Source organism: Ruegeria sp. AF3 (assembly GCF_056536285.1).
This window is the reverse complement of record NZ_JBQFJM010000001.1, coordinates 1,443,731-1,470,274: the sequence shown is the minus strand read 5'-3', so window position 1 is coordinate 1,470,274 and position 26,544 is coordinate 1,443,731. Positions and strand designations below refer to the sequence as shown.

The window sequence follows — 26,544 nt, the reverse complement described above, 5'->3', positions numbered from 1 at the left end:
GGGAGTCGCGGTGTGCCGCGGCGGGGGCAGAGCCCCCTCAACGTTTGCCGTAATAAAGCCCCACGACATGTTCGGCCTGCGCAAAGAACAGCCAGCGCGAGGTCGCGACACCCGCCAGATGCGATGCCACCGCCAGCAAGGCCAGTAAATGGTTGAATGGCAGGACCAGCAACAGAACCGGCAGGACAAAGGCCAATACAAACGAGATCACCCGCAATTTCTGTGCATGTTTGCGCCCGACCACATGAACAAACTCACGCAGCAGATAGTTGGTACCGGTATGCGGTGGCTCGAACGCTCTGACTGTGCCCCGGTTACCCAAACCTGTCGCCGTGCCCAGATCCGTTCCGGATACCTCCAGCGCTTTGTCGCCTTTCTTCCAATACAAGAATTGAACCAAAGCGGCGATCAGCAGAAGCGGAATAGCAACACGTGTCTGGCCCGCCAGCAACGCTCCACCCGCCAGGCTGAAGCTCAGGAACATGGCGGGGGTCAGGTTCATATTCCAGCGCGGGATGGTCTTGAGTTGCGTGTAGATCATCGATGTCGTGAACACGGTCGCCAGTGACATCAAGGCTCCGACCCAACCCAGCAGGCTCCAATGCCGATCCAGAAACACTACGCCAATCGCATAAAGTCCCATGACGACCAGGGCGAGCACGGCACACCAGCCCTCACGGCTGAGCCAGCTGGTTTTCCATTGGGTAAAAGCCTTCAAGGCCCGTTCCGGGTGGCCGAGGTGGAAGGTTGAGGCCATCAGCCCTCCGACGGCCAGACCGTAAGCAATGGCGAAGAACACAAAGGCCACCCAACCCGAGACAGCCGGAAGGCCAAGACCAAGAAAGAAGAGCAGGCCGAAGCCCAGACCGGACAGGGTGGTAAAGAGGATGACGGAGGGTGCAGGATGCATCAGAGTTTCTCCAACGTCTTGTCGAGCCAGCCGAGGAAGCCCTTGGGCTCTTCAGCGACAGGTGCCAACAGGGGGGCCAGGATGTCGATCTGATCTTCCACCGTGTCTTTCGGGCGCGGCGGCAGATATTTATTGACGGGTTTGGTGCCCATTTCGGGCATCAGGTCCATTCCGCCGCGGTCCGCAACAAGCTTGCTGACGTCGCTGTCCGGATCGCCCAGATCGCCAAAGTGCCGCGCGCCCGCCGGACAGGTTCGGACACAGGAGGGAATCCGGTCCACCTCGGGCAGGTTCTCATTATAGATCCGGTCGACGCAGAGTGTGCATTTCTTCATCACCCCCTCGGCCTTGTCCAGTTCACGCGCGCCATAGGGGCAGGACCAGGCACACAGGCCGCACCCGATACAGTCGCTTTCATTAACCAGCACGATGCCATCTTCGACCCGCTTGTAGCTGGCCCCGGTCGGGCACACGGTAACACAGGGCGCATCTTCGCAATGCAGGCAGGATTTAGGGAAATGGATCAGTTGCGCGTGCCCTTCCGCCGGTTGCACCTCGTAGGAATGCACGCGGTTCAGGAAAGTGCCCGAAGGATTGGCGCCATAGGCATCCTGATCGGACAGCGGCGCGCCATAATTTTCCGTGTTCCAGCCTTTGCAGGAAATCACGCAGGCATGGCAACCAACGCAGGTGTCCAGGTCGATCACCAGACCCATCTTGCGCTCGGTGGAGTTCGGTAGCTGGGTCATGTCAGGATACCTGTGCTGTTGAGGACGGGTGAGGGGGCCAGCCCCCTCTTGAGCCTACGGCTCAATTCACCCCCGGGATATTTGTGGCCAGATGAAGTGCGGATCCGGGTCATTTGCCCACCTTCCACGCCAAATTCGCAGGGCCGGTTCCTACCGGTGATTTGATCGGGTCAAAATGAGGCTGGCTTTGGGCATCGGCGGGCGCGTCGGCTTTTTCGATTTTCACCTTCAGGTCAAACCATGCGGCCTGACCAGTAATGGGGTCGGAGTTGGCCCAACGTAGCCCGTCGCCTTTTGGCGGCAGCAATTCGTGGATCAGGTGGTTGAGCAGGAAACCCTTGGTGGCCTCGGGCGCGTCCTCTTGCAGGGCCCAGGCGCCTTTGCGTTTGCCGATGGCGTTCCATGTCCAGACGGTGTTGTCGTTCAGCGCGGCCATTTCCATCACAGGGACCGTAATCTCACCATGAGGGGATGTGATTTTGGCCCAATCTCCGTCGTTCAGGCCGTGCTTGCGCATCAGCCTGGTCGGAACATAGAGCGGGTTTCGCCCGTGCAACTGCCGCAGCCAGGCGTTTTGCGTGCCCCAGCTGTGATACATCGCCATCGGGCGCTGGGTCAGCGCGTTGACAGTGAAGCCGTCGTTGCCGTGCTGATCGGTTTCGTACCAGATCGGAAGCGGGTCCATCGTGTCTTTGATCCGCTGGCGCAAATGATCAGGCGGCTGTCGGTCGCCATGGCCTTCGGCTGCCAGCTGAAACTTGCGCATCGGTTCGGAGTAAAGCTGGAATAGGTATGGCTGCGGGCTGTCATAGAGCCCCATGCCCACGGCCCATTCCTGATAGGCTGCATTCCACGGTTTGTAGTAATCCGCGCCTTGCGGGATATGCGCCACGTAGAAGCCACCGTTTTCGATATAGCGGTTCAACTGATCCGGGTTGACCTCTCCGCGCCCTTCCTTGTCGGCGTTTTCACCGCGGAATCCGGCCAGCGGGCCAATACCCGGCTTGCGTTCGTGATTGACGATGTAGTCGGCGTAATCGACCCATTTTGCGCTGCCGTCTTCATGGGTGAAACCCGGAAGTTTCATTCGGTTAGCGAGATCGATCAATACTGACTGAAATCCGCGCACGTCGCGGTCCGGTTCGATCACAGGCCAGCGGATTGCGTCAGCGGCCGCATCCGCCTCGCAAATCGGGCGATCCAGCAGCGAGATACAGTCGTGGCGTTCGAGGTAGGTCGTGTCCGGCAGGATGAGGTCCGCGTAAGCCACCATCTCGGAAGAATAGGCGTCCGAATAGATGATGCGCGGGATCACGTAATCGCCGTTTTCATCTTTGTCCGTCAGCATCTCGATGACACCCTTGGTGTTCATGGTCGAGTTCCACGACATGTTGGCCATGTACATGAACAGCGTATCGATCTTGTACGGGTCGCCCGCATGTGCGTTCGAGATCACCATATGCATCAGCCCGTGACTGGACATCGGGTTTTCCCAGGTGAACGCCTTGTCGATCCGCGCGGGGCTGCCATCTTCCTTCAGTGCAAGGTGTTCCGGGCCGCGGACGAAACCCAGATGCGGGCCATCCAGTGGAGAATTGGGCGTCACCTTGCAATGCGGTGTCGGGTGCGCCTCGACCGGTTTGGGGTAGGGGGGCTTGAAGCGGAAGCCGCCGGGAACCTCGACCGTGCCCAGGATGATTTGCAGCACGTGCAACGCGCGGCAGGTCTGGAATCCATTGGCATGAGCCGAAACGCCGCGCATCGAATGCATTGCAACAGGGCGGCCAACCATCTTGGTGTGTTTCTCGCCCCGGAAATCGGTCCATTCGTGATCGAGCTCAAACGCCTCGTCAAAGGCGACGCGCGCCAGCTCCGCTGCAATCGCGCGAATGCGATTGGCGGAGATACCGCATTTTTCGGCAACAGCTTCAGGCGCGTGTTCCTCGGACAGGTATTTTTCTGCCATCAAGTGAAATACAGGGCGATGAACGACACCGTCATTTTCGTAGACCGCCGACAAATCCGGGCGAACGCCCGGCGTGTCGAAAGCCGTCAGCTTGCCTGTATTCCGGTCGATGACCAGGGGCTTTCCGTCATCGTCGCGCAGGAACAGGCCCTTTCCGGCGCCTTCTGACGCGTCCACCAAAACCGGGGCATTGGTGTAGCGGCTGAGATAGTCGAGATCGATCTTTCCGGCTTTCATCAGCACATGGGTCAACGACAGGATGAACAGCCCGTCGGTTCCCGGTGTGATGCCGACCCAATCATCGGCGACGGCATTGTATCCGCTGCGGATGGGGTTGACGCCGATTACACGTGCGCCGCGCGCTTTGATCTTGCCAATACCCATTTTGATCGGGTTGGAGTCGTGGTCTTCGGCCACGCCAAACAACATGAACAGCTTGGTTTGGTCCCAATCAGGCTGGCCGAATTCCCAGAACGCGCCGCCCATCGTATAGATGCCGCCCGCGGCCATGTTGACCGAACAGAAGCCGCCATGCGCCGCATAGTTGCAGGTTCCGAAATTTTGAGCCCAGAAGCTGGTAAAACTCTGACTTTGGTCCCGGCCGGTGAAAAAGGCCAGCTTTTCCGGGTTATCTTTACGGATTGGTTCCAGCCAGCTGACAGCCAGTTCCAGCGCTTCGTCCCAGCTGATCTCCTCAAATTCACCCGAGCCACGCGGGCCGACCCGTTTCAGTGGCTTGCGCAGGCGCGAAGGGGCGTTGACCTGCATGATCCCGGCGGACCCCTTGGCACACAAGACGCCCTTGTTCACCGGGTGGTCGCGATTGCCTTCGATATAAGCAACCTTGCCGTCTTTCATGTGAACGTTGATGCCGCATCGGCAGGCGCACATGTAGCAGGTGGTCCTGCGGATTTCGTCCGAGACTTTCGGTGACGTATCAAGGATCGGCTGCTGATGGGTCATTTGCGGGTCCAGTTGGTTATGTCAGGAGGATTTTGTCAGTTTCCTCGGTATTTTAGAACATCGTTCCGGGAGCGGTGCGAAAATTAAGTGTTACAGTCCATTTGCCTGTAATGCGGTCACGGCGATCATCTGGGTCACATCCTCGGCGCTGCATCCGCGGGACAGGTCGTTGGCGGGTTTGGCCAGCCCCTGTAAGACCGGTCCGATGGCGGTGTAGCCCCCCAGTCTTTGGGTGATTTTGTAGCCGATATTTCCAGCATCAAGATTGGGAAAGATCATCACGTTGGCCTGCCCGGCGACAGACGAACCCGGTGATTTACGCTCACCAACCGAAGGTACAAAGGCGGCGTCGAATTGCAGTTCACCGTCGACGTTCAGGTCTGGCGCGGCCTGGCGCAGCATTTCTGTAGCCTCGATCACCTTTTCCACGTCCGGATGCTTGGCGCTGCCCTTCGTGGAAAAGCTGAGCATCGCGATCTTTGGATCGACCTGCAGCAGCGTCCGGGCCGATGTGGCGGATGCCATGGCAATCTTGCTCAGCTCGCCCGCGGTCGGATTGATGACCAGCCCGCAATCGGAATAGAGCATCGCCCGCGCCCCGGGCTGAGCGTTTTCCGGCGGGTACATCAGGAAAAAGGATGACACCATTCCTGCATCGGGGGCCATGCCAATCACTTGGATGGCTGCACGGACGATTTCGCCGGTCGTGTGAACGGCCCCTCCCACGGTGCCGGTGGCGCGTCCGCTGCGCACCAGCATGGCGGCATAGACGGGGGGTGTTTCAACGGCAGCACGGGCTTTGACCCGGTCGACGCCTTTATGCTGGCGCAGTTCGAAAAAGGTCTGGGCAAATTCTTCGGTCAGGTCCGAAGTCACAGGGTCATGGATCTCAACGCCGTGAGAGGCAGCAGCCCCCTGTTCTTTCAGGGACGCTTCGACTTCGGCGTGCGGGCCAACCAGAATGATATCGGCCAGATTGGCCCTCTGCGCGTTGAGGGCCCCTTTGGTGATGCGGGGGTCGTTGCCTTCGCTGAGGGCGATTATGGGACGGGTGGCCGGAGCGTTTTGCCGCAACAGCTCGACGGGTGTCAGGGTCATGTGCTCCGGCCTCGTCCTGGGGTTAAGCGCCCTGCGCTTTCATGTCATCGGCGCTGATGCCGGCGACTGCGACGGGTTTTTTCATCGCGTCGCGGCGGAAAGGCTCGCCAAGCTCCTGGTTGATCAGGGCCTCGATCAGCGTGGTGATGCCGTTCTTCTGGTCCTCGATTGCCTGGTTCAGCGCCGCGGTCAGCTCGTCCTGGGTGCGCGCGACAACGCCTTTCAGGCCACAGGCCTGCGCGATACCGGCATAAGACACCTTGGTGTCCAGCTCGGTGCCCACGAAGTTGTCGTCGAACCACAGGGTCGAGTTGCGCTTTTCCGCGCCCCACTGGTAGTTGCGGAACACGATCTGGGTCACGGCGGGCCATTCCTCGCGGCCGATCGCGGTCAACTCGTTCACCGCGATGCCAAAGGCACCGTCACCGGCAAAGCCCACAACCGGAACATCCGGGCAGCCGATCTTGGCACCGACGACGGCGGGCAGGCCATAGCCGCAGGGGCCGAACAGGCCCGGCGCCAGGTATTTGCGCCCCTCTTCAAACGACGGATAGGCGTTGCCGATGGCGCAGTTGTTGCCGATGTCCGAGCTGATGATCGCCTCTTTCGGCAGTGCCGCCTGAATGGCGCGCCACGCCATGCGCGGGCTCATCCAGTCGGGCTTGGCCGCGCGGGCACGCTGGTTCCAGGTGGTGCCCGGATCGTCATCCTCGTGGGTCATCGAGGTCAGTTCCTGCGCCCAGGCCGATTTCTTCTGCGCGATGCGCTCTTTGCGCTCCTTGCGGCCTTCGTCACCGGCTGTGTCGCTCAGCTGGGCCAGAATGCCCTTTGCCACCTTGGCGGCGTCGCCGATGATACCGACGCTGACAGCTTTGGTCAGGCCGATACGGTCGGGGTTGATGTCAACCTGGATGATCTTGGCATCCGCGGGCCAGTAGTTGATGCCATAGCCCGGCAGGGTCGAGAACGGGTTCAGACGGGTGCCGAGGCACAGGACAACATCCGCCTCGCTGATCAGCTCCATCCCCGCTTTCGAACCGTTATAGCCCAGCGGACCGGCAAACAGCGGGTGGCTGCCCGGGAAGGCGTCATTGTGCTGGTAGCCGACGCAGACCGGCGCATCCAGACGCTCGGCCAGCGCTTTCGACGCCTCGATGCCGCCTTCGGCCAGAACCACACCGGCGCCGTTCAGAATGACAGGGTTCCTGGCGTTCGACAGCAGCTCGGCCGCCTGGGCCACGGCGGTTTCGCCGCCCGAGGGGCGCTCGAACTCGACAATGGCGGGCAGGTCGATATCGACAACCTGGGTCCACATGTCGCGCGGGATGTTCAGCTGCGCCGGGGCGCTGGCGCGCTTGGCCTGCATGATCACACGGTTCAGAACCTCGCAGACGCGGGTCGGGTCGCGGACCTCTTCCTGATAGGCAACCATATCCTCGAACAGCTTCATCTGCTCGACTTCCTGGAAGCCCCCCTGACCGATGGTCTTGTTGGCCGCCTGCGGGGTCACCAGCAGAAGCGGCGTGTGGTTCCAGTAGGCAGTCTTGACGGCGGTCACAAAGTTGGTGATGCCCGGGCCGTTCTGCGCAATCATCATCGACATCTTGCCGGTGGCACGGGTGTAGCCATCCGCCATCATCCCCGCGCTGCCCTCATGCGCACAGTCCCAGAACATGATCCCAGCCTTCGGAAACAGGTCCGAAATCGGCATCATCGCCGAGCCAATGATCCCAAACGCATGCTCAATTCCATGCATCTGCAAAACCTTAACAAAGGCCTCTTCCGTCGTCATCTTCATAGGGGTGCTCTCCAAGCAAGAGTGAGGAAACCGGGCACCGGGGCCCAGGGGTTGATATGGTTTTGGCGTAAGGGTGCGACCTGCGTTAGGGCCAGACGCGTCTGCGGAATATGTCCAGTGCGATCTCAGGCAGACCGGATGGCTTCCGCGATAAGTTCAACGCCGGGGCCTATGCGGTTGGTCGAAATAGAAGAGTACCCGAGGCGGTAGAAATTCTGTGGCCTGTCGGGCCCCGAGAAAAACGGAGCACCCGGTTCGATATGAACACTCTGGTTCTGTAGCTTTAGCGCAAGCTGCGTTGTGTTGACGTGCTCAGGGGCCGACATCCACATTGAAGAGCCGCCCATTACACCCCGCCCGGCCACTGTCAGCCCGCTTTCCTCGATGGCTTTGTCCATCGCATCGCGCCGCTCTTGCAGGGCTTTCGACATACGTCGGATCTGCGCGTCGTAATGGCCCAATGACAGAAAATACGCTGCCGTGCGCTGAATATGACCCGGAGGGTGGCGCAGGACCAACGAGCGAAGCGCACGTGCTTCGCGGATGAAAGGTTCGGACCCGACCATATATCCAAGCCGCAATCCCGGGAACAGCGATTTGGAAAAACTGCCCACGTAAATCACGCGCCCATCCCGATCCATCGACTTGAGTGCAGGCGAAGGTGCGCTGCGAAAGGCCATCTCGAATTCGTAGTCGTCCTCGACAACCATTGCATCCAGATCGCGTGCCCGATCCAGTAGCTTGTTGCGGCGGTCGACCGGCATCGTCGCGGTTGTCGGGCTTTGATGGCTGGGGGTGGTAAAGATGACATCCGCTTCGTCGGGGATCGCCTCCGGTGGCAAGCCGTCGCGATCGACGCTCAGGGGCGTCACAGCGCAGTCCCAGTGGTTCAAAAGGCTTCGCAGCGCGTAGTAGCAGGGATCTTCGATTACGGCCGTGCGATTGTGGGTCAGCAAAATGCGAGAGGCCAGCCAAAGCGCGTTCTGCGCGCCCAAGGTGATCAAGATCTCTTCGGGGCGGGCAACGATACCACGGCGCGGCAGGGTGTGGCGCGCGATGAACTCGATCAACAACGGATCATCCTGATCCACGTAATCCCCTGTCAGCGAATCGAAGTCCTTATGCCCCAATGCGCGAACCGCACACAATCTCCAGTTGGCGTGATCAAACAGGGTCCGGTCGGCCTGACCGTAGATGAACGGATAGCGGTATTCGCGCCAGTTGCTGGGTTTCGGCAGGACGTCGCTGTCCAGAAAGCGGCGTGCCAGTGCCTTGTCCCAGTCGACAGATTCCGTGCCGCGCTGCACAGGCGAGTATTTGGGCGGAACCGGCGCGTTTTGCGAGACGTAATATCCTGAGCGACCCTTTGCCGTCAGATAATCATTGGCCAGCAACTCGGTATAAGCCAGCGTCACAGTGATGCGGCTGACACCCAGATGTGCGGCCAGCTTTCGCGAGGATGGCAGTTTTTCCCCGACATGAAAGCGACCGGACAGAATGCCCTCGGCAATCATCTGCTGGATCTGGGCCTGCAACGTGCCCTGACCGTTGAGCTCAAGAAAGAATGTTTCGACCGATATCCCCATGCCTGCTTATAGGTTGGACTTAAGGCGGGGGCAATCTGGACTTACAGTGCCATGGAAAATTTTCCCAAGGTGGGTTGACCAGGATCTTTTATAAAACTAAAAAACTAGAAATCTAGTTTAATGGAGGCGACTCATGTGGGAAACTGCTGCTGCCGGATTTTCCGCCATGGGCTCGGAAGCCCGGCTGAAAGTTCTCAAGACACTGGTGCGGGCTGGCGAGGCCGGTCTGACTGTTGGCGAAATCCAGAACCGGACAGGGATTGCCCCGTCGACTTTGGCGCACCACCTGCGGTTTCTTGCAGCCGGAGGTGTGGTTGAGCAGGAAAAGATCGGTCGCACCACCATCAACCGGGCCTGTTATGACGAATTGAAGACGCTGGCGCAGTTCATTCTCAGTGAATGCTGCGCTGACGCGGTTGGAAAGGCGGCCAACGATGGCTGAATTGACGCAATCCCCCCGACTGACCGCCAAAGGCGCGAAGGAGATGATCAAGACGCCCTGGGCATTGATTGTCGTCATTCTTGTGGCGGTGGCCGTTCTCGACCCCGGCAACCTGACTGAGGTTGTGAGTTTTGCAGTCAGGGCTTTGGCGCATACTGGACAATACATCCTGTTTGCCGTGCTTCTGTTGTCATATCTCAAGGCGACAGGGGCCGAGGTGATGGTGGCGCGCGCCTTTGAAGGGCGCGAGACCCGGATGATCTTTCTGGCCGCCCTGTTCGGCGGACTCGCACCATTTTGTTCTTGCGAAGTCATTCCCTTTATTGCGGGCTTGCTTGCACTCGGAGCGCCCCTGTCGGCCGTGATGGCGTTCTGGCTCAGCTCGCCATTGATCGACCCGCCGACGCTTTTGATTACGGCTGCTGCACTGGGGTGGCCCTTTGCGATCGGCAAGGCGGTTGCCGCCGTTGCGCTTGGCCTCTTCGGCGGGTTCGCGGTTCGGTTGCTGATGCGGCAGGGGGCGTTTGCACAGCCCTTGCGCGAATACAAACCTGCAGGGTGTTGCGGATGTGGTCCGAAAGCGGATGACACGCCGGTCTGGAAGTTCTGGCAAGAGCCTGAACGCCGGGTTCGGTTTCGTTCGGAATTCGTGCACAACGGGCTGTTCCTGCTGAAGTGGCTGGCGCTGGCCTATGTGCTCGAAGCTTTGTTGGTCAACTATGTGCCTGCGGACCTGATCGCTGGCGTCGTTGGCGGAGAAGGCGTGCTGCCGATCATTGTCGCCGCGCTGGTGGGGATGCCGGCCTATCTGAATTCCTATGTCGCGCCGCCGCTGCTGGCGGGTCTGATCGATCAGGGCATGACCGCGGGGGCTGCGATGTCGTTCATGGTTGCGGGTGCCGTCAGTTCCATACCGGCGATGGCCGCAGTCTGGTCATTGGTCAAACCATGCGTGTTTGTCACCTACCTGAGCCTTGGCGTGGGGGGCGCAATAATCGCAGGTATCATCTTTCAGGTGGTATGAACGAAAAAGCCGCCCGGCGTCAGCATCGGCGGCTTTGTTTGGTCTGAAATCTTGATCAACCGGACTCGCAGAGACGGGGCAGTTTGAACCGATACCGGGCTTCACCGCTTTTCACGTAGATGCGTTTTTCCACGCAGGCCGTCGTTCCTACGGTTTTTGAAATCTGCGATTCGGTCGACGTGATCGACGTGGCCGATCCATCGGGCAGGCGAACCGAGGCTACGACGCCGTTCTTCAGGTCCCCGTTCACCGGGGTTGCGGACAGAACCGGTACGATCAAAAAAGCCTCGTGCTCATGTTCGCCTTCGTCCCCCAGCAGAAACAAGGTGGTGACGATGGCGATCATGACAACACCACCCGCCAGACCCAGCCCCCATGTCCTGAGAAAGGCATAGATCGTTACGGCGCGGTGCGGACCGAAAATCGCGGAAAGAATGCTCAGCATGACAAGTCCGTCAAAAAAGCCCCAGCCGTTCCGACCGGGGCTGATTGTCTGTTACAAACGAGGATCATCCTCGTCTTCATCATCCGCCCCGCCTTTGGGCAGGTTGAAGAAACTGTCGGCGTCGATGATAGGCTCGTCGTCTTTGTCATCCGAGCGATCATCGGACAGCGAGAAGGTTTCCAGACCTTCGATCGCGGTCGGGATTTTCGGCGCAGCGTCCATTTCCAGCGACTGCTCGGTCGAAACCAGTTTGCGACGCTCGTCATCGCTCATCACGCCGCCTTCGGCCGCTTTCTTGGCTGCGGCCTTTTGGACGATGGCATCCAGTTCGGACTGTTTGCACAGGCCCAGCGCAACCGGGTCGATCGGCTGCATGTTCGAGATGTTCCAGTGGGTGCGCTCGCGGATCGACTGGATGGTCGGCTTGGTGGTGCCGACCAGCTTGGCGATCTGGCCGTCGCTGAGTTCGGGGTGGAACTTGACCAGCCACAGGATCGAGTTCGGACGGTCCTGACGCTTGGACAGCGGGGTATAACGCGGGCCACGGCGCTTTTCTTCGCCGGATGCCGCCGGGTTGAACTTGAGCTTCAGCTTGTGCAGGTGGTTGTTCTGCGCGGCGTCGATCTCATCCTGGGTCAGCTGGTTGTTTGCGATTGGGTCAAAGCCCTTTACGCCTGCGGCCACATCACCATCGGCGATGCCCTGCACTTCCAGTTCGTGCATCCCTACGAAATCCGCGATCTGCTTGAAGCTGATCGTGGTGTTGTCCACCAGCCATACGGCGGTTGCCTTGGCCATAAGCGGTTTTGCCATCAGCCCGTCTCCTATACATACATCTTTCCCGTCGCCGGAATTCGGCGGCCCCTTGGTTTTGGGGCAGGTTTCCGTTGTCGGGGAACTTGGCCCGTATATAGTCGCCACGCAGCAAGAAGGGAAGAGGCGAATGCGCTGGGTCGTATTGTGGGTTTTCAGCGCGATGGTAGCGCTGGCCGATGGTGAAAAAGCGGGTGAGTTCGACTATTACGTCTTGTCGCTTAGCTGGTCGCCCAACTGGTGCGCCCGGGAAGGGGACGCGCGCGGGTCAGACCAATGCGACGACCGACACGACCACGGATGGATCCTGCACGGGCTCTGGCCGCAATTTGATCAGGGCTGGCCATCCTTCTGCCGCTCACCCGAGGCGCCGCCATCGCGCCGCATGACGCGGGAAATGGAAGATATTCAGGGTAGTGCTGGCCTTGCATGGCATCAGTGGAAGAAACACGGCACCTGTTCGGGGCTTTCTGCGCCCGACTATTTCGCCCTGTCCCGGCGTGCCTATGATGCGGTAGAACGCCCGCAGGTCTTCCGCAAGCTGGACGCATCCGTCAAACTGCCGGCTTCGGTGGTTGAGGATGCGTTTTTGACGGCCAATCCGGGGCTTGAGCGCGATATGATCACGGTCACCTGCAAACAGGGCTATATCGAAGAGGTCCGCCTGTGCCTGTCGCGCGATCTTGATCCGGTGCCATGCAGCCGCGATGTGATCCGCGACTGCACCGCCAAGGACGCGCTGTTCGATCCGATTCGTTAAAGTTTTTTGTTCTGGCAGTCCCGCGCATAGTCCAGCGCCTTGGCGGTGCCTTTCAGATTAATCGCCATCACCACCTCGCCTGCGGGATTGTAAACCGTCATCGTCTTGTTCTGGGCAATCGCGGTGACGAAATTCCGGTCGGTGAAAAAAACCGTCGCACCGGGCACTTTGCGTTCATTGAACCCGATAGCGGTGGCATCAAAGCTCTTGCCGTCCAGTTCGAACCGGATGGGATAGCTTTTACCCTGTTCAATATTGCCCCAGGCCTTGTTGTAAACGGCGAAGTACCCGCGATTATCCAATGCGTCATAGCCCAGCCGCACGACCGAGAGGTCCTGATAGACCGTCTGGATCAGACACCCGTTCCCAAGCGCGGGGTCCATCATGATGTTCCAGCCTTCGACAAAGCCCTTGTCGACCAGCTCCTGCGACAGGGCAGCGGTTGCGGTGAAGGCGGCGAAGGTAAAGGCGAGAAGGCGGGTCAAGTTAATCACTCCCATCTAAAAAACGTGGTTGGCTGTATCTAACTGTAACTCTGTTTCAGGCAAACAGTATTCTCTGAAACCTGGTCCAGATGCTTCAGCAGTTTCAAAGTACGACAGTTTTGCGCGGCAACTATGCTACAGTGATTGCGTTCAAGAATGTGAGAAACGCTATGACTGCCAACAAAGCGCAGGCGGATTACTGGAGTTCAGCTCCGGGACTTCAGTGGATCAGGTTCGAAGAAGAACTGGACGCTGTTTTTGAAGCGGTGGACCAAGAACTCATCCGGCGAGCGGGTGATATCCATGATGCGGATGTACTTGATGTTGGTTGCGGAACCGGCGCCACGAGCCGTGCTTTTGCGAAAAAGCTGACCCCAAATGGAACACTGACGGCGTTGGATATTTCCAAACCGCTGTTAGAGCACGCTCAAGAGAAAGCTGGTAAGCTTCCCGTAAAATCAAGGTATTTTTTGATGGACGCGCAACAAGGTGCGATCCCAAGCGCGCCATTCGATCTTGTGATTTCGCGCTTTGGCGTCATGTTCTTTTCCGATCCGAACGCTGCGTTTGCCAATATACGAAAACACATGCGGGCACAGGGGCGTTTGATTGCAGCGGCTTGGGCTCCAATGGCAATAAACCCTTGGTTCGATGCTCCATGCAAAGCGGCAGTTTCACGTTTGGGGCCACCTGATCCTGCTGATCCCAACGCACCGGGACCTCTGGGTTTTCAGGATATCGACTACGTTGTCGATGTGTTGAAAAAAGCAGGGTTCAGAAATGTGAAAGGAGAGGTTTCGGCGATCACACTAAAACATCAAGGACCGCTCAAGAAAGTTTCTGATTTGGCTTCCAACATAGGACCAGCAGCGCGAATTCTAAAAAAGTATTGTGGAACGGATGCGGATGTCGCGGCAATACAAGAAGCCGTTATGGAAAAATTCAGGGTATTCGAGAATCCGGAGGGCGTTGGTATTCCCGCAAAGTTAAACTTTTTTGAAGCAGTTAACCCTGAATAAGCTTACAAATGACAGCCAGGTGACAGACTCGTGCAGCTGGTATATCATCCTTCGTTAGGCTACATTTCCTTGCGCGCCCTGAGCGCCGCCGTAATCGTCCCATCATCCAGATAATCCAACTCTCCGCCGATGGGCACGCCTTGCGCCAGTGAGGTCAGGCGCACCTGACCTTCCAGCTGGTCCGCGATGTAATGGGCGGTGGTCTGGCCGTCGACAGTGGCGTTCAGGGCAAGTATCACTTCGGTGATCCCTTCGGCCAGAACCCGATCCCTGAGGCGGGGAATACGCAGCTCGTCCGGGCCGATGCCGTCCAGTGCAGACAGTGTGCCACCCAGCACGTGATAGCGGCCTTTGAAGACCCCTGACCGCTCCATCGCCCAGAGGTCGGCGACGTCCTCAACCACGCAGAGTTCGCCGTTCGCTCGGGCCTCGCTATTGCAGATATCGCAGATATCGGTGGTGCCCACGTTGCCGCAATTCAGGCATTCGCGAGCGGTGATGGCCACTTGCTGCATGGCGTCTGACAGGGGCGTCAGAAGCAGAGCGCGTTTGCGGATCAGATGCAGCACCGCACGGCGGGCCGAGCGCGGGCCCAACCCCGGCAGTTTGGCCATCAGGTCGATCAGATTGTCGATTTCGCTGTTCGTGCCCATGGCCTGCCCTGCTTTGCGCCGGAGGGAGCCTCCGGCGGGAGTATTTGGGAAAAGATGAAGCTCAGAACGGTAGCTTGATGTCCTTCGGCAGGCCCATGCTTTCGGTCAGCTTGCCCATCTCTTCCTGTGAACGTTCGGCAGCTTTGGCCTGAGCGTCCTTGATGGCGGCCAGGATCAGGTCTTCGACCACTTCCTTGTCGTCGCCGTTGAAGATCGACGGATCGATGTCCAGCCCCTTGAGTTCACCCTTGGCTGTGGCCGTTGCCTTGACCAGCCCCGCACCGGATTCGCCGACAACCATCATGTTGTTCAGCTCTTCCTGCATTTCGGTCATCTTGGTTTGCAAGTCTTGTGCGGATTTCATCATCTTGGCCATGTCGCCCAGTCCGCCAAGCCCGCCGAGTCCTTTCAGCATCAGTCGTCTCCTGTGTTTCTGTTTGGTTCTAAATACGGACCGCAGGCAGGCGGCACAAGAGGTCTCCCGCCTGTCCAGATCAGAGCGTCGCCGACCGATCAGTCATGCGCCTGCATTCCCACCCTCAGTTGTATCGTGGAGGGGCGTGAGTATGCCGGTTTCTTGAAACTTGGACCCACAAGCTTAGGGCTAATCCTCTTCGAAGGGGTCCCATTCATCTTCGACTTCGGGAAGGGCCTCGGTCTCAACCTTGGCGGCGCGCTGTTCAGGTGTTTCGATCCTTATGATCCTCGCCTTGGGGAAATGCGTCAGCACGGCCTGAACCAGCGGGTGCTCTTCGGCCTCGGCTTTCAGGGCCAGTTCGGCCCGGTCCCGCACTTCCCCGATGGTCGCGGCATCCCCGTCCGAGACAATGGAGACGGCCCACCGATTGCCAGTCCAGCGTTGCAGGGCAGAGCCCAATCGCGACGCCAGATCCGACGGTGCCTGAGGCGTCGGGGTGAATTCGATCCGGCCGGGCTGGTACGACACAAGGCGCACGCCGCTTTCTACCTCGACAAGCAGTTTCACATCGCGGTTTGTGCGGATCAGTTCCACCACATGTCCGAAGGTTGGATAGCGGGCCAGGGCCGTCTGGGCATCCTGCGCCAGCGCGGCAACCGGTGCACCACCCGCGCCGCGCGGGAGCGATGCATAGGCAGGCGGTGGGGTCGCGTTGGATTGCGTTGCCACCGGGGCCTGCCGGGACAGTGACATGCCCCCGCCCGGCCCGCCGGGGGGCGAAGGTGGGGCGTCTTGCAGCCGTTTGATCAGCTCTTCGGGGCTGGGCAAATCGGCGACATGCGTCAGTCGGATAACAGCCATTTCGGCGGCCATCATCGCGTTGGGCGCCGCAGAGACTTCCTCCAGCGCCTTCAGCAGCATCTGCCACATCCTGGTCAGAACCCGCATCGGCAAAGCCTCGGCCATGTGCTGGCCCCGTGTGCGTTCGTCGGGGGAAACCGTCGGGTCTTCGGCCGCGTCGGGTGTGATCTTTACGACGGACACCCAATGCGTGATTTCGGCCAGATCGCGCAGCACAGCCAGAGGGTCTGCGCCTTCCGCATATTGCCCGCTCAGTTCAGTAAGCGCTCCTGCCGCGTCACCGCGCAGGATCATGTCCATCAGGTCCAGAACACGACCTCGATCCGCTAGACCCAGCATCGCACGGACCTGATCTGCCGTCGTCTCACCGGCCCCGTGCGAGATTGCCTGATCGAGCAATGAGGTCGCGTCGCGGGCCGACCCTTCTGCAGCGCGGGTGATCAGCGCCAGTGCGTCGTCGGCAATCTGCGCGCCCTCGGCCCCGGCGATCTTGCGCAGCAGACCGATCATGTCTTCGGGCTCAATCCGGCGCAGGTCAAAGCGCTGACACCGCGACAGAACCGTGACCGGCACTTTGCGAATCTCGGTGGTCGCGAAGATGAATTTCACATGTGCGGGCGGTTCCTCGAGCGTCTTGAGCAGCGCGTTGAATGCGCTGGTCGAGAGCATGTGAACCTCGTCGATGATGTAGATCTTGTAGCGCGCGCTGGCGGCGCGATAGCGGACACTGTCGATGATCTCGCGGATATCGTTGACGCCGGTACGGCTGGCCGCATCCATTTCCATCACATCGACATGGCGACCTTCCATGATTGCGACGCAATGCTCGCACTGACCGCAAGGCTCTGTTGTCGGCCCTCCGGTTCCATCCGGTCCAATGCAGTTCATGCCCTTGGCGATGATCCGCGCCGTGGTGGTTTTTCCCGTTCCGCGAATGCCGGTCATGATAAAGGCCTGCGCAATCCGGTCGGCCTCAAAAGCGTTTTTTAGGGTGCGCACCATAGCATCTTGACCCACCAGGTCGGCAAAGGTTTCCGGGCGGTATTTGCGGGCGAGAACCTGATAGGCGGGGCTGGGCGTGTCTGTCATGTCTACTCGCTCGGATTCGGTGCTTCGGCACAGCGTAGTGGCGGCGGCAGTCCGCGTCCACTGTGGGGCGAGATGATTTTTTGTTTCAGAAACGGACTGGTTTCCAACTAAACTGGACCAGCGGATTTAATGACTCATTTTGTAAAGAGTACCTTGGGGGAGGACGCACTTCATGTCGCAGCTGGTCATTTTTGCTCTGCAGGTCGGAGGCGGAACGCTTGCCCTTACTTCAATGCCAGGGCGTGGCGGGGATTACGCCACCGATCTGGATACGATTGCGGCGTGGAAACCAGGCCTTGTGATTTCAATGACGACGGATGTCGAAATGCTTCAGGATGGCGCGCAGCACTTTGGCAGTGACATCCAAAGCCGGGCCAGCCGGTGGGTTCACCTGCCGATCGAAGATTTTGGAGCACCGACGCAAGCGGTTCGGAAGGCCTGGCCAGAGGTCAGCGCCACGGCCCGACACGCACTGTCGGGCGGTGGCCGGGTCCTTGTACACTGCCGTGGGGGGTGTGGCAGATCCGGGATGATTGTTCTGCGACTGATGGTTGAATGCGGTGAACGCGCCAGCGACGCACTGGACCGCTTGCGGGCCGTGCGCCCCTGCGCTGTCGAAACCGATGCGCAGCTGGCCTGGGCGTCCCGGATCACCCCGGCACAGGTGGAAGTGGGATCAAGCTGAAAGCTGCTGTGGCGCGTAGCCGGTTTTTTGGGGGCGGATCGTCGAAACCTCGATCATGGCGCAAGGCAGGTTCGCGATGGTGCCCGAGGGCAGCGTGCTGAATGTAGGTCCAAAGATCAAATCAGCATAGGCATCCAGATCCCGAGTTGCCGTGTCAGGGTGTGTTCCACAGAAAATGCGAACGCTGCCGGATCGCGCTCTGATCGTTGCCATGCACCCTTCTGCGCAATGTGACAGCGCGCTGCTGCCTTCAAATTCGAAATCCTCGCTGGTGGCCGAAACCGCCTGCGCCATGGCTTCCGAAATCGAGCGGGCCAGTCGCGCCAAAGCCGGGCAGGTTTTCCCTGTCCGCTGGCACACCGTTGCGCTGTATTCGTGTGATTTTGTCTTCCAGATCATCCTGCGCCCTCCGCGCGTGGTGGGCTGGAATATTGGGGCAGGTGGGACAGCATTTCGCCGTCAGGACCTGCCCGGACACCCCGCCCGAGTTTCGGTTTCAGTTCCGATGGCAGGTCTCCTGACTTGCGGGTCATTGCTCTGCCGACCTTCCCAGCCCATAGGCCAGTGGTATTTCGGCATTGCTTACCGCTTACAGTTGCGGGGGCAGTCGCGGACTTGGTTGATGTCTGTGTGACCAGACAAACCGCACCGTGTTCCCTTTTCATCCCGACCTCTTGTAGGGGCCGGAAACCATCACACAACCGCTAGCGTCTGATCGCGTTCCGAGTCAAGCCGATCTTTAGGCCGGACGTTTGGTCATGCTGGATGCGGATTATGTTCCGGCCTAGTGTCGTCGGCATTGAAGGCAGGCAAACCGATTGTTTCAGTGAAAGCCGGGGATCATGTTGGATACGGAACAGACGGTGTTGATCGAAGATTTCAGCTTTCCGTCAGGGTCCGTGACCTTGTCGGCGCGGTTGTACCGGCCTGTGGGTGAGCCGGAAACCGTTGTTGTGCTGAACAGTGCTACAGGTGTGCCGCGTGACTATTATCGCCATTTTGCGCGATGGCTGACTACCAAGCGGGGGATGGCTTGCCTGACCTATGACTATCGGGACTACGGGCTTTCGTTGGTCGGCCGCCTGAAAGACGCGCGTGCAACAATGGCGGATTGGGCGTTGATCGATATGCCTGCGGCACGGGCCGAGATGCGCAGGCGGTTTCCAAAGGCGCAGCACTGGACCATTGGTCATTCGGTCGGTGCGATGCTGGGGCCGGTGCAGCCGGATATCAATCAGATCGACCGTATGATCTGTGTGTGTTCGGGGCTGGTGACTTTGAAAGATCACCCATGGCCCTATCGGGGGTTGGCGGGGCTGTTCTGGTATGGCCATGCACCGCTGATGGTGCGGGTGCTTGGCTATCTGCCTGGCAAAGCAATCGGGTTTGGCTCGGACCTGCCAGCCTCGGTATACTGGCAATGGCGCAAATGGTGCACAGCTCCTCTTAGCTACGTTCCCGAGATCGGGCAGAATTTGCCTGATGCGCATTGGGGCAGTTCTGGAACACCTGTGGATCTGTTCACGTTCGAAGACGACCAGATGGTTCCGCCCGAGGCGGTTTGGCGCCTTGCCGATCTGTATGGCCCCGGGGCCAGACGCTACCTTCTGAAGCCTGCCGAATTTGGGCTGCCGGAGATTGGTCACATAGGCGCATTTGCCCGGCGCAATGCAGCGGTCTGGCCGCGCCTGATCGCCTGATCAGACGCGACGCAGGTTTTCCATAACACCTTGCAGCTATGGCCGTTTGCGAAGCTTCTTGTCCTGCATGACACCGCGGACCATCTTGCCGAACGCCTTGTCCCGCGCCCGCGATTGCGCAACGGTTTCCGAGTTTCGTTGATCTTCGCGCCGCAGCTTGCGCCAACGGTCCAGCCGCGCCGGATCAAGAACGCCTTTGCCGATTGCGTTCTGCACGGCACAGCCGGGCTCGGTCTCGTGCTGACAATCCGAAAAGCGGCAGCTTTGGCCAAGCTCTGTGATGTCCGAGAACACGTTGTCGATTCCGTTCTGAGCGTCCAGCAAACGCAATGCGCGCATTCCCGGCGTGTCGATCAGCCAGCCACCGTTACCCATCCGGTGCAACGCGCGCACCGTTGTCGTGTGCCTGCCCCGTGCGTCGTCTTCGCGAATTCCAGAGGTGGCGAGGTTTTGATCCGTCATGGCGTTGCTGAGCGTCGTTTTACCCACGCCCGACGACCCGACCAGCGCGCCGGTCTGGCCTTTGGGGCACCATGCCAGAACCTTTTCGATATCTGCCGGGTCCAGCGCATTGATCGCCAGTACCGACAAAAAAGGGTCCAGAGATTGCACTTGTCCCGAGAAACTGCCGGGGTCATCCGACTGGTCAGCTTTCGTCAGGACAACGACAGGATAACATCCGGCCTGATGTGCCAGCGCCAGATAACGTTCCAGCCGGGGCAGGTTGAAATCGGCGTTGCACGAGCTGACGATGAACAACACATCGACATTGGCTGCTATCAGTTGTGTTGCGGCACCTGTACCGGCAGCCCTGCGTTGCAGCAGGCTGCGCCGGTCCAGAATGTGACGCACGCGGTTTTCGGCGTCGGCAAGGACCCAATCCCCAACGGCATATGAACCGGTCGGATTATCCGGTGTCAGCAAAGGGATATCACCATCCGGGCTCAGCCCGATCAGACGGTCCCGATGTACCGATGCGATACGAAAGGGCGTGTCAGAAGGAAAAACCGCATGCTGCGCGGCAAAGTAAGAGGACCATCCCAGGTCCGAAAGCGTATAAGACATTTATCTGCCTGTTTTCAGAAACAGCAATGCCAACGGATGGCACGCGCGCATCCGCAGGTCGTGTGTTCAGGCAGTCCGGTGATTCCGGTGAATCAGAACCAGTCTGCCCGAAGGGTTTTCACTACAATCATAAAGCCCTCCTGTGGCTGTGGTTCACGAAGTGAGAGGTTGGACATCGACCCAAGCGGGGCTCGTTGTGGCTGCTTCCTTCCGGACCTGACCAGGTTGGCGAGGCGCTCGCCCGCGCCAACCTCTCGAGTCCGGATATAGGGAAGGCAACGGGAAAAGACAACCCGTCAGAGCGTCAGGCGGATGCGTTCAAATCCCCTGCCATCCGAGCCCAGCAACACGGGATCGAACCTGCGCAACTCATCCAAATATTTCGGGGCGCCCGGACCTGTTCGAAGAATTGTTGTCACGCCCCGCTGCGGCATCAGCGAGAACGGGTAGGGCTGCGTGACGATCGGATCGGGCGGAAGGTGCTGCGCCAGGTAATCCCGCACAAGGTCCTTGATGCTCAGCGGTGGCAGGCTGATGAACTCAGACGTTGTCGCATGCGGGAAATGCCCGCCTCCGCTGGCGCGGTAATTGTTCAGCGCCATAACGAACATCTGCTCCGGTCGTACGGGGCGGCCTGCATATGTCAGATCGCTGATCCGCCTGTGGTCTGGATGGATCATTTTCCCCTGCGCATCGTATCGAGGCGGCTGAGTGGGGTCGATCTGATAAGACAGTCCAAACACGATGTCGAAATTGTACCCGGCCCGTTCAGGGTTGATCAGTTCGGGCTCGGAACCGGGCTTTAACTGGTTGAATACGCTGGCCGACATCTCCAACCAGTCCAGCAGATGCGCGCCGCTGATCCGGATTGCGCGCAGCTCGTTGGGAAACACATGCAGATCCGCGACATGGCGCAAACATATTTCTCCGGCGGGTACCTCGGTATAATGGCGGGGGCCTGAGCGCCCGCCGGATTTGGCAGGCGAAACAACCGACAGAATCGGCAGATCCGCCAGGTCTGTTCCCTGCAAAAGCGGGCGCAGTGCGGCGGCTTGCGCCGCAGCTACAAGGTTCAGCCCGCGATCCGGCGCACAGCAACTGAAATAGCTGTGCAATGTATCCGGGATATGTGCCACCGGTGCCGCAACGGATTGACGGGTCATACGATGCGCCACCTCACACAAGCCCGCAATTTCACGGTCTTCCCCGACGGCTGTGCCGTTGCTGATAACCGGGCGCAGTTCGACGCGGCTATCCCGGATTCGCACTTTGCCGTCCAGCCCGGCGGTCACGGCCAAATCGATAACCCCCAGGTAAGGGCCCGCTGATCCCGGCATGACAATGGGCGTTCCATGTACCAGCCCCGTCAGGTGATCGACCATCGGGGTATTGGCGTGGCTCTCTCCTGGAAGTGTCAGGTGGGTGTGCCCGGCCACAATGGCATCGATGCCTTTGATCGCGGCCAGAGGGATCACGGCGTTTTCCATCCCGGCTACCGGCTCGCTGCCCCCAAGGCCGGAATGAGCAAGCACCACGATGATATCACACCCCTCGTCGCGCAATGTCTGCGTCCGGGATTTAGCCGCAAGCAGGATATCCTCGACGACGATATCGTCATCCAGATTATGCGCCTCCCAACAGGCCGTTTGCGGCGGAAGAACCGAGAAGATGCCGATGCGAACGGGAATGTCTTCACCGTTCAAAGACACGGTGCGGTCCAAAACGATGTGCCGCTGCCAGGGCTGAGGTCCATGCGTGCGATACAGGTTGCTGCAAATAACTGGGCAGGGGGCTTGCGTCAGGATGTTGCCCAATGCTGCCAGTCCGAACCCGAGATCATGGTTGCCCAGCCCGATCGCGTCATAATCCAGGGCTTCGAACGCCGTCATCATCGGATGGGCAGTGCCACTTTTGGCGGCCCAATCGCCCATTGGGGTTCCCTGCAACGAATCCCCGTTGTCAAACATCAGCACCAGCGCGTCCTTGGCCTCTTGTCGGGCTGCGTGGATCAGGCTGGCGGTGCGCGTCAATCCAATCGTCTGGTCTGGCGTGTCGGTGTAATAGTCAAAACCGGTCAGGTTCATATGCAGGTCAGTTGTGGCCAGAATGCGAATTTTCCCACTGTCACCAATGGGCTGTACCTGCGTCGAGAAGGGGATCTTCACTTTGAGTATTCTGCTATTGAATGTGGGTATTGATTAAATCCATCAAAATTCACTCTAGATGATTTTTCCGAGGCCACCATGCGGCTTTTCAGCGGCAGGGTGGTGGATTTTCCGTCCCTGAATAGCCATTGCAACACAGGCCGAGACGTGGCAGCCCTGTGCGCAAGATCAAAAGGAAATCCAATGAAAAACGCAGAGCACGTAACCTTCGGGGGGTCGGGCCTTGATCGGGCGGCGCAGTATCGCGGAGATGCGAACAAGCTGGCCGAGGCGATGCACAACCCGGCCGCCCGCTGTGTCTTGCTGTGGCGTGGAAAGCTGCTGGTACAGGGTGAGGGGCTGGACCAGCTTGCCATGATCCCGATGACGCATCCGCTGATCAGCAGTGGTCCCGGTGGCGTCATTGAATCCCCGGTGTTTTTGGGTCTGAGCGCTGACAGCGCCCCCGTGTTTGCCGTTGATATTTCCGCATGGGCAGCCGAGGGGCTGGATCTGACCAGTCTGGGCGCCTTCGTGGACAAGTCCGAACAACAACACCCGGATTTACCGCAAGGCCACGTGTTTGCCGAACTGCGCCGGATCATGACACGGCTGTCGGCACGCGACGCGGAACTGGCGGCCACGTCTAAGGCAATAATCGGCTGGCATGAAACACATCGCTATTGCGCACGATGCGGTGCCGCCAGCGAGGTGTCGCAAGGGGGATGGCAGCGCAGTTGCCCGTCCTGTGGCGGGCAGCACTTTCCGCGCACCGATCCGGTTGTGATCATGTTGATCACGCATGGTGACAGCGTGATGATGGGCCGGTCTCCGGGCTGGCCTGACGGGATGTTCTCCTTGCTGGCGGGATTTGTTGAGCCCGGCGAAACGCTTGAGGCAGCAGTGCGCCGCGAAGTGATGGAAGAGGCGGGCGTGCCGGTGGGTGCGGTTTCGTACCTGTCCAGCCAGCCCTGGCCGTTTCCGGCCTCATTGATGTTTGGGTGTGCAGGTGAGGCACTGTCACGCGACATCGTGATCGATCCGGTCGAAATAGAAGAGGCGATGTGGGTCAGCAAATCCGAAATGATGCAGGCCTTTGCAGGCGATCATCCTAGGCTATTGCCAGCGCGCAAGGGGGCAGTCGCTCATTTTCTGCTTCAGAACTGGCTTGCAGATACTCTGGACTGAGGAAACATTGGCTCAGTAATTACGACAGCAAAGGTCAGTATGCAGTTTTCAGCGCGCGAAGATATCGAAGCCCCCATCCAATCGGTATTCGACATGGTGTCGGATTTCGAACGGTTCGAGCGTATGGCAATGCGCCGCGGCATCGATGTGCGCCGTTTGGGCGGTGGCGCAGCGGTGACTGCCGGAACCGAGTGGAATACGGAGTTCAAACTGCGCGGAAAGCCGCGTCAGATGTCAGTGGTTATGACTGATTTCGACAGGCCTTCGCAAATGCGATTTGACGCTGCCAGCAAGGGCATTACCGGGTTCACGACCGTGGATTTTCTGGCCCTGTCCCCGCGCCGGACGCGCCTGAGCATCGAGATGTCCCTGGCCGCCAAGTCCCTGCCGGCACGGTTGCTGTTGCAATCCATGAAGCTGGGGCAGTCGAGGTTTCGCAAGCAGTTTCAGGTGCGTCTCAGCGAATTCGCACGCGAGTTGGAGCAGAGGCACCTGCATGGCGGGTAAGACACAAGATCGCACTGCAGGTGTGAAGGGATCGGACCACCTGAGTTTCAAATCGGCATCCGAAACCGATGCCGAAGGGGTCGCTGGCGTCCTTCACGATCTGGTCCTGGCTGGCAAGCGGCGCAAAGCCCACGATGTCGATTTTGCCCTAAGGCACTATATTCGCCACCCGGATCAATTACGATGTACAATCGCCACGGACCCGAATGGTCACGTGCTCGGGTTCCAATCCCTGAAATATGCGGTCGAAAACAACCCCTACGGCGTGTCAGTGGGGTAGGGCGTGATTGGAACCCATATCCGACCATCAGCCGCCCGGCTTGGGATCGGGCGCGCACTTTTCGCGCACACTCTGGACGCGGCCCTAGCGCAGGGTCTCCCTGCTATCGATGCAACAATTGGCGCAGGCAATACTGAAGGTCTGGCCTATTACGAAGCCATGGATTTCCGGACGTACCGCACACAAGATGGGTCTGTGTCAAAGGTCTACCGGATTAACCGCTAGAGAGCGACGATTCTAGGCGCAGCGGCGCGAAGAGTGAACAGGCCACCGGCATTGCCAAACAGCTTCGAAAAAACGGGCAACAACGCATCAAGCCCAAAGGAATGCCGTCGTGAACCGTGATTATCCACGCGGATGTGCTGCCGGATAGACGCCCAGAACCTCGACATTTGTCGTGAAATGCTCAAGCTCGTCCATGGCCAGCTGCACGTTGCGGTCTTCGGGATGCCCGACGATATCCGCGTAAAACTGCGTCGCGGTAAAGGAGCCGTCGACCATATAGCTTTCCAGCTTGGTCATGTTGATCCCATTGGTGGCAAACCCGCCCATCGCTTTGTAAAGCGCAGCAGGGATGTTGCGGACCTGAAACACAAAGCTGGTGATCATCCCATGATCGCCCCGGCGGGACAAATCCGTTTCGCGCGACATGACAAGAAAGCGGGTCGTATTGTCGTCATTATCCTCGATATGGCGGGCCAGAACGTTCAGGTTATAGATCTCACCGGCCAGCTCACTGGCCAGCGCGGCTGAATGCGGATTGCCTTCCTCGGCCACTTCGCGAGCGGCGCGGGCGTTATCGGGGCTGACGCGGCCGCGGATGCCGTGTTCCTTAAGGAAACCCGCACATTGCGGCAGCAGCACCAGATGCGAATGCGCCTCGGTTATGTCTTCCAGTTTTGCACCCGGCACGGCAAGAAGGTTGATATGAACCCGGACAAAGGCCTCATCGATGATATGCAGCCCGCTGTGGGGTAACAGCCGGTGAATATCGGCCACCCGCCCATAGGTCGTGTTCTCGACCGGAAGCATTGCCAGATCCGCAGCACCCGAGCGGACCGATTCGATCACATCCTCGAAAGTGCGGCAGGGCAGGGCTTCCATATCTGGCCGAGCGTTGCGGCAGGCCTCGTGACTGTAGGCGCCGGGTTCCCCCTGAAAAGCAATGCGATTGGTCATTTGGTCGATTCCATGCAACAAGTTCGCGATTTGGTCGTTTCGTCGCGGTGTCTATACCTTGCCTCTCGCAAGGGGAAGCCTTAGACAGCTGCCCAGACAGCTGAAATGGACTCGCGATCAATGTTCGACACGATGACAGTAACCAAGGCCGCCGCAGGCCTGTTCGGCACATTCCTGGTGCTGCTTCTGGCCAAGTGGGGGGCGGATGTCCTCTATTCTTCCGGTGGCCATGGCTCGGCTGAGGCCGCCTACATTATCGAAACCGAAAGCTCAGGCGAAAGCGCCGACGGTGAAGAAGTGGTCTTTGAAGACCTGCTGGCCGCCGCAGACGTCGAGAGCGGCGCAAAAGTGTTCCGCAAATGCACCGCGTGCCACAAGCTGGAAGACGGCGCAAACGGCACCGGCCCTTACCTGTACGGTGTGGTTAATCGCCCCGTCGCCTCGGCCAACGGCTTCACCGGTTACTCGGCCGGTATGCAGGCGCATGGCGGCAACTGGACACCCGAAGCGCTGGATGCCTTCCTGACCAAGCCCGGCAGCTATATCTCGGGCACATCGATGAGCTTTGCCGGCCTGAAAAAGCCGCAGGATCGCGCCGACGTGATTGCCTATCTGCAGACAATCGGCAACTGATTGCCTGACCGATCAGAACCATTCAAAGCCGCTGCCGCAACGCAGCGGCTTTTTTGTCTGAAGAAACCTTCACAAAGTGCTCAC

At 59.2% G+C, this 26,544-nt stretch carries 27 protein-coding genes, 1 other RNA gene and 1 riboswitch; of the genes, 11 read left to right on the top strand and 17 right to left on the bottom strand.

The features are described 5' to 3' along the window. Positions 1 to 37 precede the first annotated feature (37 nt). The 6 genes from ACR3FC_RS07420 to pdxR all read right to left on the bottom strand — a co-directional run bounded on the left by ACR3FC_RS07420 (position 38) and on the right by pdxR (position 9,070). The gene (locus tag ACR3FC_RS07420) at positions 38 to 910 is read right to left on the bottom strand and encodes a dimethyl sulfoxide reductase anchor subunit family protein (protein WP_480474108.1); all 873 of its coding nucleotides are present in this window, start codon (positions 908 to 910) and stop codon (positions 38 to 40) included. Then, a complete protein-coding gene (locus ACR3FC_RS07415; protein WP_267363598.1) occupies positions 910 to 1,659 on the bottom strand; it encodes a 4Fe-4S dicluster domain-containing protein in 750 nt (249 codons plus the stop codon). Before ACR3FC_RS07415 ends, ACR3FC_RS07420 begins: the two co-directional genes overlap by 1 nt. A gap of 109 nt (positions 1,660 to 1,768) precedes the next feature. Then, positions 1,769 to 4,588, bottom strand: a complete 2,820-nt coding sequence (locus ACR3FC_RS07410) for a molybdopterin oxidoreductase family protein (protein ID WP_480474107.1) — start codon at positions 4,586 to 4,588, stop codon at positions 1,769 to 1,771. 90 nt (positions 4,589 to 4,678) lie between these two features. Continuing rightward, positions 4,679 to 5,686: a phosphate acetyltransferase gene (gene pta, locus ACR3FC_RS07405; protein WP_480474106.1), complete on the bottom strand. Its 1,008-nt coding sequence runs from the start codon at positions 5,684 to 5,686 to the stop codon at positions 4,679 to 4,681. A 22-nt stretch (positions 5,687 to 5,708) separates the two neighbouring features. After that, positions 5,709 to 7,484 carry a sulfoacetaldehyde acetyltransferase gene (xsc, locus tag ACR3FC_RS07400; RefSeq protein ID WP_209508319.1) on the bottom strand — a complete coding sequence of 592 codons (1,776 nt, stop codon included), beginning with the start codon at positions 7,482 to 7,484 and terminating at the stop codon, positions 5,709 to 5,711. A 125-nt stretch (positions 7,485 to 7,609) separates the two neighbouring features. Beyond that, positions 7,610 to 9,070 (bottom strand): MocR-like pyridoxine biosynthesis transcription factor PdxR, encoded by a 1,461-nt coding sequence (pdxR, locus tag ACR3FC_RS07395; RefSeq protein ID WP_480474105.1) that lies wholly within the window; start codon positions 9,068 to 9,070, stop codon positions 7,610 to 7,612. A 133-nt stretch (positions 9,071 to 9,203) separates the two neighbouring features. Here pdxR and ACR3FC_RS07390 point away from each other — a divergent pair, with 133 nt between their 5' ends. Both ACR3FC_RS07390 and ACR3FC_RS07385 read left to right on the top strand, forming a co-directional pair. Continuing rightward, entirely contained in the window at positions 9,204 to 9,512 is a 309-nt protein-coding gene (locus ACR3FC_RS07390; protein ID WP_209507696.1) for an ArsR/SmtB family transcription factor, read from the top strand. Continuing rightward, entirely contained in the window at positions 9,505 to 10,536 is a 1,032-nt protein-coding gene (locus ACR3FC_RS07385; protein ID WP_480474104.1) for a permease, read from the top strand. The genes ACR3FC_RS07390 and ACR3FC_RS07385 overlap by 8 nt, the downstream gene beginning before the upstream one ends. 55 nt (positions 10,537 to 10,591) lie before the next feature. Here the strand turns inward: ACR3FC_RS07385 and ACR3FC_RS07380 are convergent, their stop codons facing one another. Continuing rightward, the gene (locus tag ACR3FC_RS07380; protein ID WP_480474103.1) at positions 10,592 to 10,981 is read right to left on the bottom strand and encodes a hypothetical protein; all 390 of its coding nucleotides are present in this window, start codon (positions 10,979 to 10,981) and stop codon (positions 10,592 to 10,594) included. Positions 10,982 to 11,032: 51 nt separating this feature from the next. After that, positions 11,033 to 11,794: a DUF1013 domain-containing protein gene (locus tag ACR3FC_RS07375; RefSeq protein WP_480474102.1), complete on the bottom strand. Its 762-nt coding sequence runs from the start codon at positions 11,792 to 11,794 to the stop codon at positions 11,033 to 11,035. A 130-nt stretch (positions 11,795 to 11,924) separates the two neighbouring features. Between ACR3FC_RS07375 and ACR3FC_RS07370 the strand changes: the two genes are divergently transcribed. Continuing rightward, on the top strand, positions 11,925 to 12,554 hold the full coding sequence (locus ACR3FC_RS07370) for a ribonuclease T2 family protein (protein WP_480474101.1): 630 nt from the start codon (positions 11,925 to 11,927) through the stop codon (positions 12,552 to 12,554). On the opposite strand, the gene ACR3FC_RS07365 is transcribed toward ACR3FC_RS07370, so the two are convergent. Further along, on the bottom strand, positions 12,551 to 13,048 hold the full coding sequence (locus ACR3FC_RS07365) for a hypothetical protein (RefSeq protein ID WP_480476833.1): 498 nt from the start codon (positions 13,046 to 13,048) through the stop codon (positions 12,551 to 12,553). The two genes, ACR3FC_RS07370 and ACR3FC_RS07365, sit on opposite strands and share 4 nt — an antisense overlap. Positions 13,049 to 13,128: 80 nt before the next feature. Here ACR3FC_RS07365 and ACR3FC_RS07360 point away from each other — a divergent pair, with 80 nt between their 5' ends. Then, positions 13,129 to 14,058, top strand: a complete 930-nt coding sequence (locus ACR3FC_RS07360; RefSeq protein WP_480474100.1) for a class I SAM-dependent methyltransferase — start codon at positions 13,129 to 13,131, stop codon at positions 14,056 to 14,058. Positions 14,059 to 14,117: 59 nt separating this feature from the next. Here the strand turns inward: ACR3FC_RS07360 and recR are convergent, their stop codons facing one another. The 3 genes from recR to ACR3FC_RS07345 all read right to left on the bottom strand — a co-directional run bounded on the left by recR (position 14,118) and on the right by ACR3FC_RS07345 (position 17,079). After that, complete coding sequence (gene recR, locus ACR3FC_RS07355) at positions 14,118 to 14,711, bottom strand: recombination mediator RecR (RefSeq protein WP_480474099.1); 594 nt, start codon at positions 14,709 to 14,711, stop codon at positions 14,118 to 14,120. Positions 14,712 to 14,772: 61 nt separating this feature from the next. Then, positions 14,773 to 15,126: a YbaB/EbfC family nucleoid-associated protein gene (locus tag ACR3FC_RS07350; protein WP_209507712.1), complete on the bottom strand. Its 354-nt coding sequence runs from the start codon at positions 15,124 to 15,126 to the stop codon at positions 14,773 to 14,775. 189 nt (positions 15,127 to 15,315) lie between these two features. Then, on the bottom strand, positions 15,316 to 17,079 hold the full coding sequence (locus ACR3FC_RS07345) for a DNA polymerase III subunit gamma/tau (protein WP_480474098.1): 1,764 nt from the start codon (positions 17,077 to 17,079) through the stop codon (positions 15,316 to 15,318). 172 nt (positions 17,080 to 17,251) lie between these two features. On the opposite strand from ACR3FC_RS07345, the gene ACR3FC_RS07340 reads away from it, so the two are divergent. Beyond that, a complete protein-coding gene (locus ACR3FC_RS07340; protein WP_480474097.1) occupies positions 17,252 to 17,764 on the top strand; it encodes a protein-tyrosine phosphatase family protein in 513 nt (170 codons plus the stop codon). On the opposite strand, the gene ACR3FC_RS07335 is transcribed toward ACR3FC_RS07340, so the two are convergent. After that, positions 17,756 to 18,163, bottom strand: a complete 408-nt coding sequence (locus ACR3FC_RS07335) for a hypothetical protein (protein ID WP_480474096.1) — start codon at positions 18,161 to 18,163, stop codon at positions 17,756 to 17,758. The genes ACR3FC_RS07340 and ACR3FC_RS07335 overlap by 9 nt on opposite strands. Before the next feature lie 91 nt (positions 18,164 to 18,254). After that, positions 18,255 to 18,473, bottom strand: a riboswitch (cobalamin riboswitch). A 133-nt stretch (positions 18,474 to 18,606) separates the two neighbouring features. Here ACR3FC_RS07335 and ACR3FC_RS07330 point away from each other — a divergent pair. Then, entirely contained in the window at positions 18,607 to 19,464 is an 858-nt protein-coding gene (locus tag ACR3FC_RS07330; RefSeq protein ID WP_480474095.1) for an alpha/beta hydrolase family protein, read from the top strand. A gap of 36 nt (positions 19,465 to 19,500) precedes the next feature. On the opposite strand, the gene rsgA is transcribed toward ACR3FC_RS07330, so the two are convergent. The 3 genes from rsgA to ACR3FC_RS07315 form a co-directional block, all read right to left on the bottom strand. After that, positions 19,501 to 20,529 carry a ribosome small subunit-dependent GTPase A gene (rsgA, locus tag ACR3FC_RS07325; RefSeq protein ID WP_480474094.1) on the bottom strand — a complete coding sequence of 343 codons (1,029 nt, stop codon included), beginning with the start codon at positions 20,527 to 20,529 and terminating at the stop codon, positions 19,501 to 19,503. 158 nt (positions 20,530 to 20,687) lie between these two features. Then, positions 20,688 to 20,786, bottom strand: an RNA gene (gene ffs / locus ACR3FC_RS07320) — signal recognition particle sRNA small type. A 39-nt stretch (positions 20,787 to 20,825) separates the two neighbouring features. Continuing rightward, the gene (locus tag ACR3FC_RS07315) at positions 20,826 to 22,694 is read right to left on the bottom strand and encodes a bifunctional 2',3'-cyclic-nucleotide 2'-phosphodiesterase/3'-nucleotidase (RefSeq protein ID WP_480474093.1); all 1,869 of its coding nucleotides are present in this window, start codon (positions 22,692 to 22,694) and stop codon (positions 20,826 to 20,828) included. Positions 22,695 to 22,877: 183 nt separating this feature from the next. On the opposite strand from ACR3FC_RS07315, the gene nudC reads away from it, so the two are divergent. Genes nudC through ACR3FC_RS07295 form a run of 4 tightly spaced genes read left to right on the top strand, consistent with a single transcriptional unit; the run spans position 22,878 to position 24,873 of the window. Further along, positions 22,878 to 23,861 carry an NAD(+) diphosphatase gene (gene nudC / locus ACR3FC_RS07310; RefSeq protein WP_480474092.1) on the top strand — a complete coding sequence of 328 codons (984 nt, stop codon included), beginning with the start codon at positions 22,878 to 22,880 and terminating at the stop codon, positions 23,859 to 23,861. 39 nt (positions 23,862 to 23,900) lie between these two features. Next, the gene (locus tag ACR3FC_RS07305) at positions 23,901 to 24,368 is read left to right on the top strand and encodes an SRPBCC family protein (protein WP_480474091.1); all 468 of its coding nucleotides are present in this window, start codon (positions 23,901 to 23,903) and stop codon (positions 24,366 to 24,368) included. Further along, on the top strand, positions 24,358 to 24,648 hold the full coding sequence (locus tag ACR3FC_RS07300; RefSeq protein ID WP_480474090.1) for a hypothetical protein: 291 nt from the start codon (positions 24,358 to 24,360) through the stop codon (positions 24,646 to 24,648). Before ACR3FC_RS07305 ends, ACR3FC_RS07300 begins: the two co-directional genes overlap by 11 nt. A gap of 3 nt (positions 24,649 to 24,651) precedes the next feature. Next, complete coding sequence (locus tag ACR3FC_RS07295) at positions 24,652 to 24,873, top strand: N-acetyltransferase family protein (RefSeq protein WP_480474089.1); 222 nt, start codon at positions 24,652 to 24,654, stop codon at positions 24,871 to 24,873. Between the two features lie 120 nt (positions 24,874 to 24,993). On the opposite strand, the gene ACR3FC_RS07290 is transcribed toward ACR3FC_RS07295, so the two are convergent. Beyond that, positions 24,994 to 25,827, bottom strand: coding sequence for a prephenate dehydratase (locus ACR3FC_RS07290; RefSeq protein ID WP_267363539.1), 834 nt, complete (start codon positions 25,825 to 25,827; stop codon positions 24,994 to 24,996). A 120-nt stretch (positions 25,828 to 25,947) separates the two neighbouring features. Here ACR3FC_RS07290 and ACR3FC_RS07285 point away from each other — a divergent pair, with 120 nt between their 5' ends. Beyond that, complete coding sequence (locus ACR3FC_RS07285; protein ID WP_209507801.1) at positions 25,948 to 26,460, top strand: c-type cytochrome; 513 nt, start codon at positions 25,948 to 25,950, stop codon at positions 26,458 to 26,460. Positions 26,461 to 26,544: the final 84 nt, after the last annotated feature.

Coding starts and splice junctions, on each gene's coding strand:
- ACR3FC_RS07360 (WP_480474100.1), top strand. CDS start 13,129: ATGCTTCAGCAGTTTCAAAGTACGACAGTTTTGCGCGGCAACTATGCT.
- ACR3FC_RS07380 (WP_480474103.1), bottom strand. CDS start 10,981: ATGCTGAGCATTCTTTCCGCGATTTTCGGTCCGCACCGCGCCGTAACG.
- ACR3FC_RS07335 (WP_480474096.1), bottom strand. CDS start 18,163: ATGATCTGGAAGACAAAATCACACGAATACAGCGCAACGGTGTGCCAG.
- ACR3FC_RS07330 (WP_480474095.1), top strand. CDS start 18,607: ATGTTGGATACGGAACAGACGGTGTTGATCGAAGATTTCAGCTTTCCG.
- ACR3FC_RS07340 (WP_480474097.1), top strand. CDS start 17,252: ATGTCGCAGCTGGTCATTTTTGCTCTGCAGGTCGGAGGCGGAACGCTT.
- ACR3FC_RS07390 (WP_209507696.1), top strand. CDS start 9,204: ATGTGGGAAACTGCTGCTGCCGGATTTTCCGCCATGGGCTCGGAAGCC.
- ACR3FC_RS07300 (WP_480474090.1), top strand. CDS start 24,358: ATGGCGGGTAAGACACAAGATCGCACTGCAGGTGTGAAGGGATCGGAC.
- pdxR (WP_480474105.1), bottom strand. CDS start 9,070: ATGGGGATATCGGTCGAAACATTCTTTCTTGAGCTCAACGGTCAGGGC.
- nudC (WP_480474092.1), top strand. CDS start 22,878: ATGAAAAACGCAGAGCACGTAACCTTCGGGGGGTCGGGCCTTGATCGG.
- pta (WP_480474106.1), bottom strand. CDS start 5,686: ATGACCCTGACACCCGTCGAGCTGTTGCGGCAAAACGCTCCGGCCACC.
- rsgA (WP_480474094.1), bottom strand. CDS start 20,529: ATGTCTTATACGCTTTCGGACCTGGGATGGTCCTCTTACTTTGCCGCG.
- ACR3FC_RS07345 (WP_480474098.1), bottom strand. CDS start 17,079: ATGACAGACACGCCCAGCCCCGCCTATCAGGTTCTCGCCCGCAAATAC.
- xsc (WP_209508319.1), bottom strand. CDS start 7,484: ATGAAGATGACGACGGAAGAGGCCTTTGTTAAGGTTTTGCAGATGCAT.
- ACR3FC_RS07415 (WP_267363598.1), bottom strand. CDS start 1,659: ATGACCCAGCTACCGAACTCCACCGAGCGCAAGATGGGTCTGGTGATC.
- ACR3FC_RS07305 (WP_480474091.1), top strand. CDS start 23,901: ATGCAGTTTTCAGCGCGCGAAGATATCGAAGCCCCCATCCAATCGGTA.
- ACR3FC_RS07370 (WP_480474101.1), top strand. CDS start 11,925: ATGCGCTGGGTCGTATTGTGGGTTTTCAGCGCGATGGTAGCGCTGGCC.
- ACR3FC_RS07285 (WP_209507801.1), top strand. CDS start 25,948: ATGTTCGACACGATGACAGTAACCAAGGCCGCCGCAGGCCTGTTCGGC.
- ACR3FC_RS07420 (WP_480474108.1), bottom strand. CDS start 910: ATGCATCCTGCACCCTCCGTCATCCTCTTTACCACCCTGTCCGGTCTG.
- ACR3FC_RS07350 (WP_209507712.1), bottom strand. CDS start 15,126: ATGCTGAAAGGACTCGGCGGGCTTGGCGGACTGGGCGACATGGCCAAG.
- ACR3FC_RS07385 (WP_480474104.1), top strand. CDS start 9,505: ATGGCTGAATTGACGCAATCCCCCCGACTGACCGCCAAAGGCGCGAAG.
- ACR3FC_RS07410 (WP_480474107.1), bottom strand. CDS start 4,588: ATGACCCATCAGCAGCCGATCCTTGATACGTCACCGAAAGTCTCGGAC.
- recR (WP_480474099.1), bottom strand. CDS start 14,711: ATGGGCACGAACAGCGAAATCGACAATCTGATCGACCTGATGGCCAAA.
- ACR3FC_RS07290 (WP_267363539.1), bottom strand. CDS start 25,827: ATGACCAATCGCATTGCTTTTCAGGGGGAACCCGGCGCCTACAGTCAC.
- ACR3FC_RS07375 (WP_480474102.1), bottom strand. CDS start 11,794: ATGGCAAAACCGCTTATGGCCAAGGCAACCGCCGTATGGCTGGTGGAC.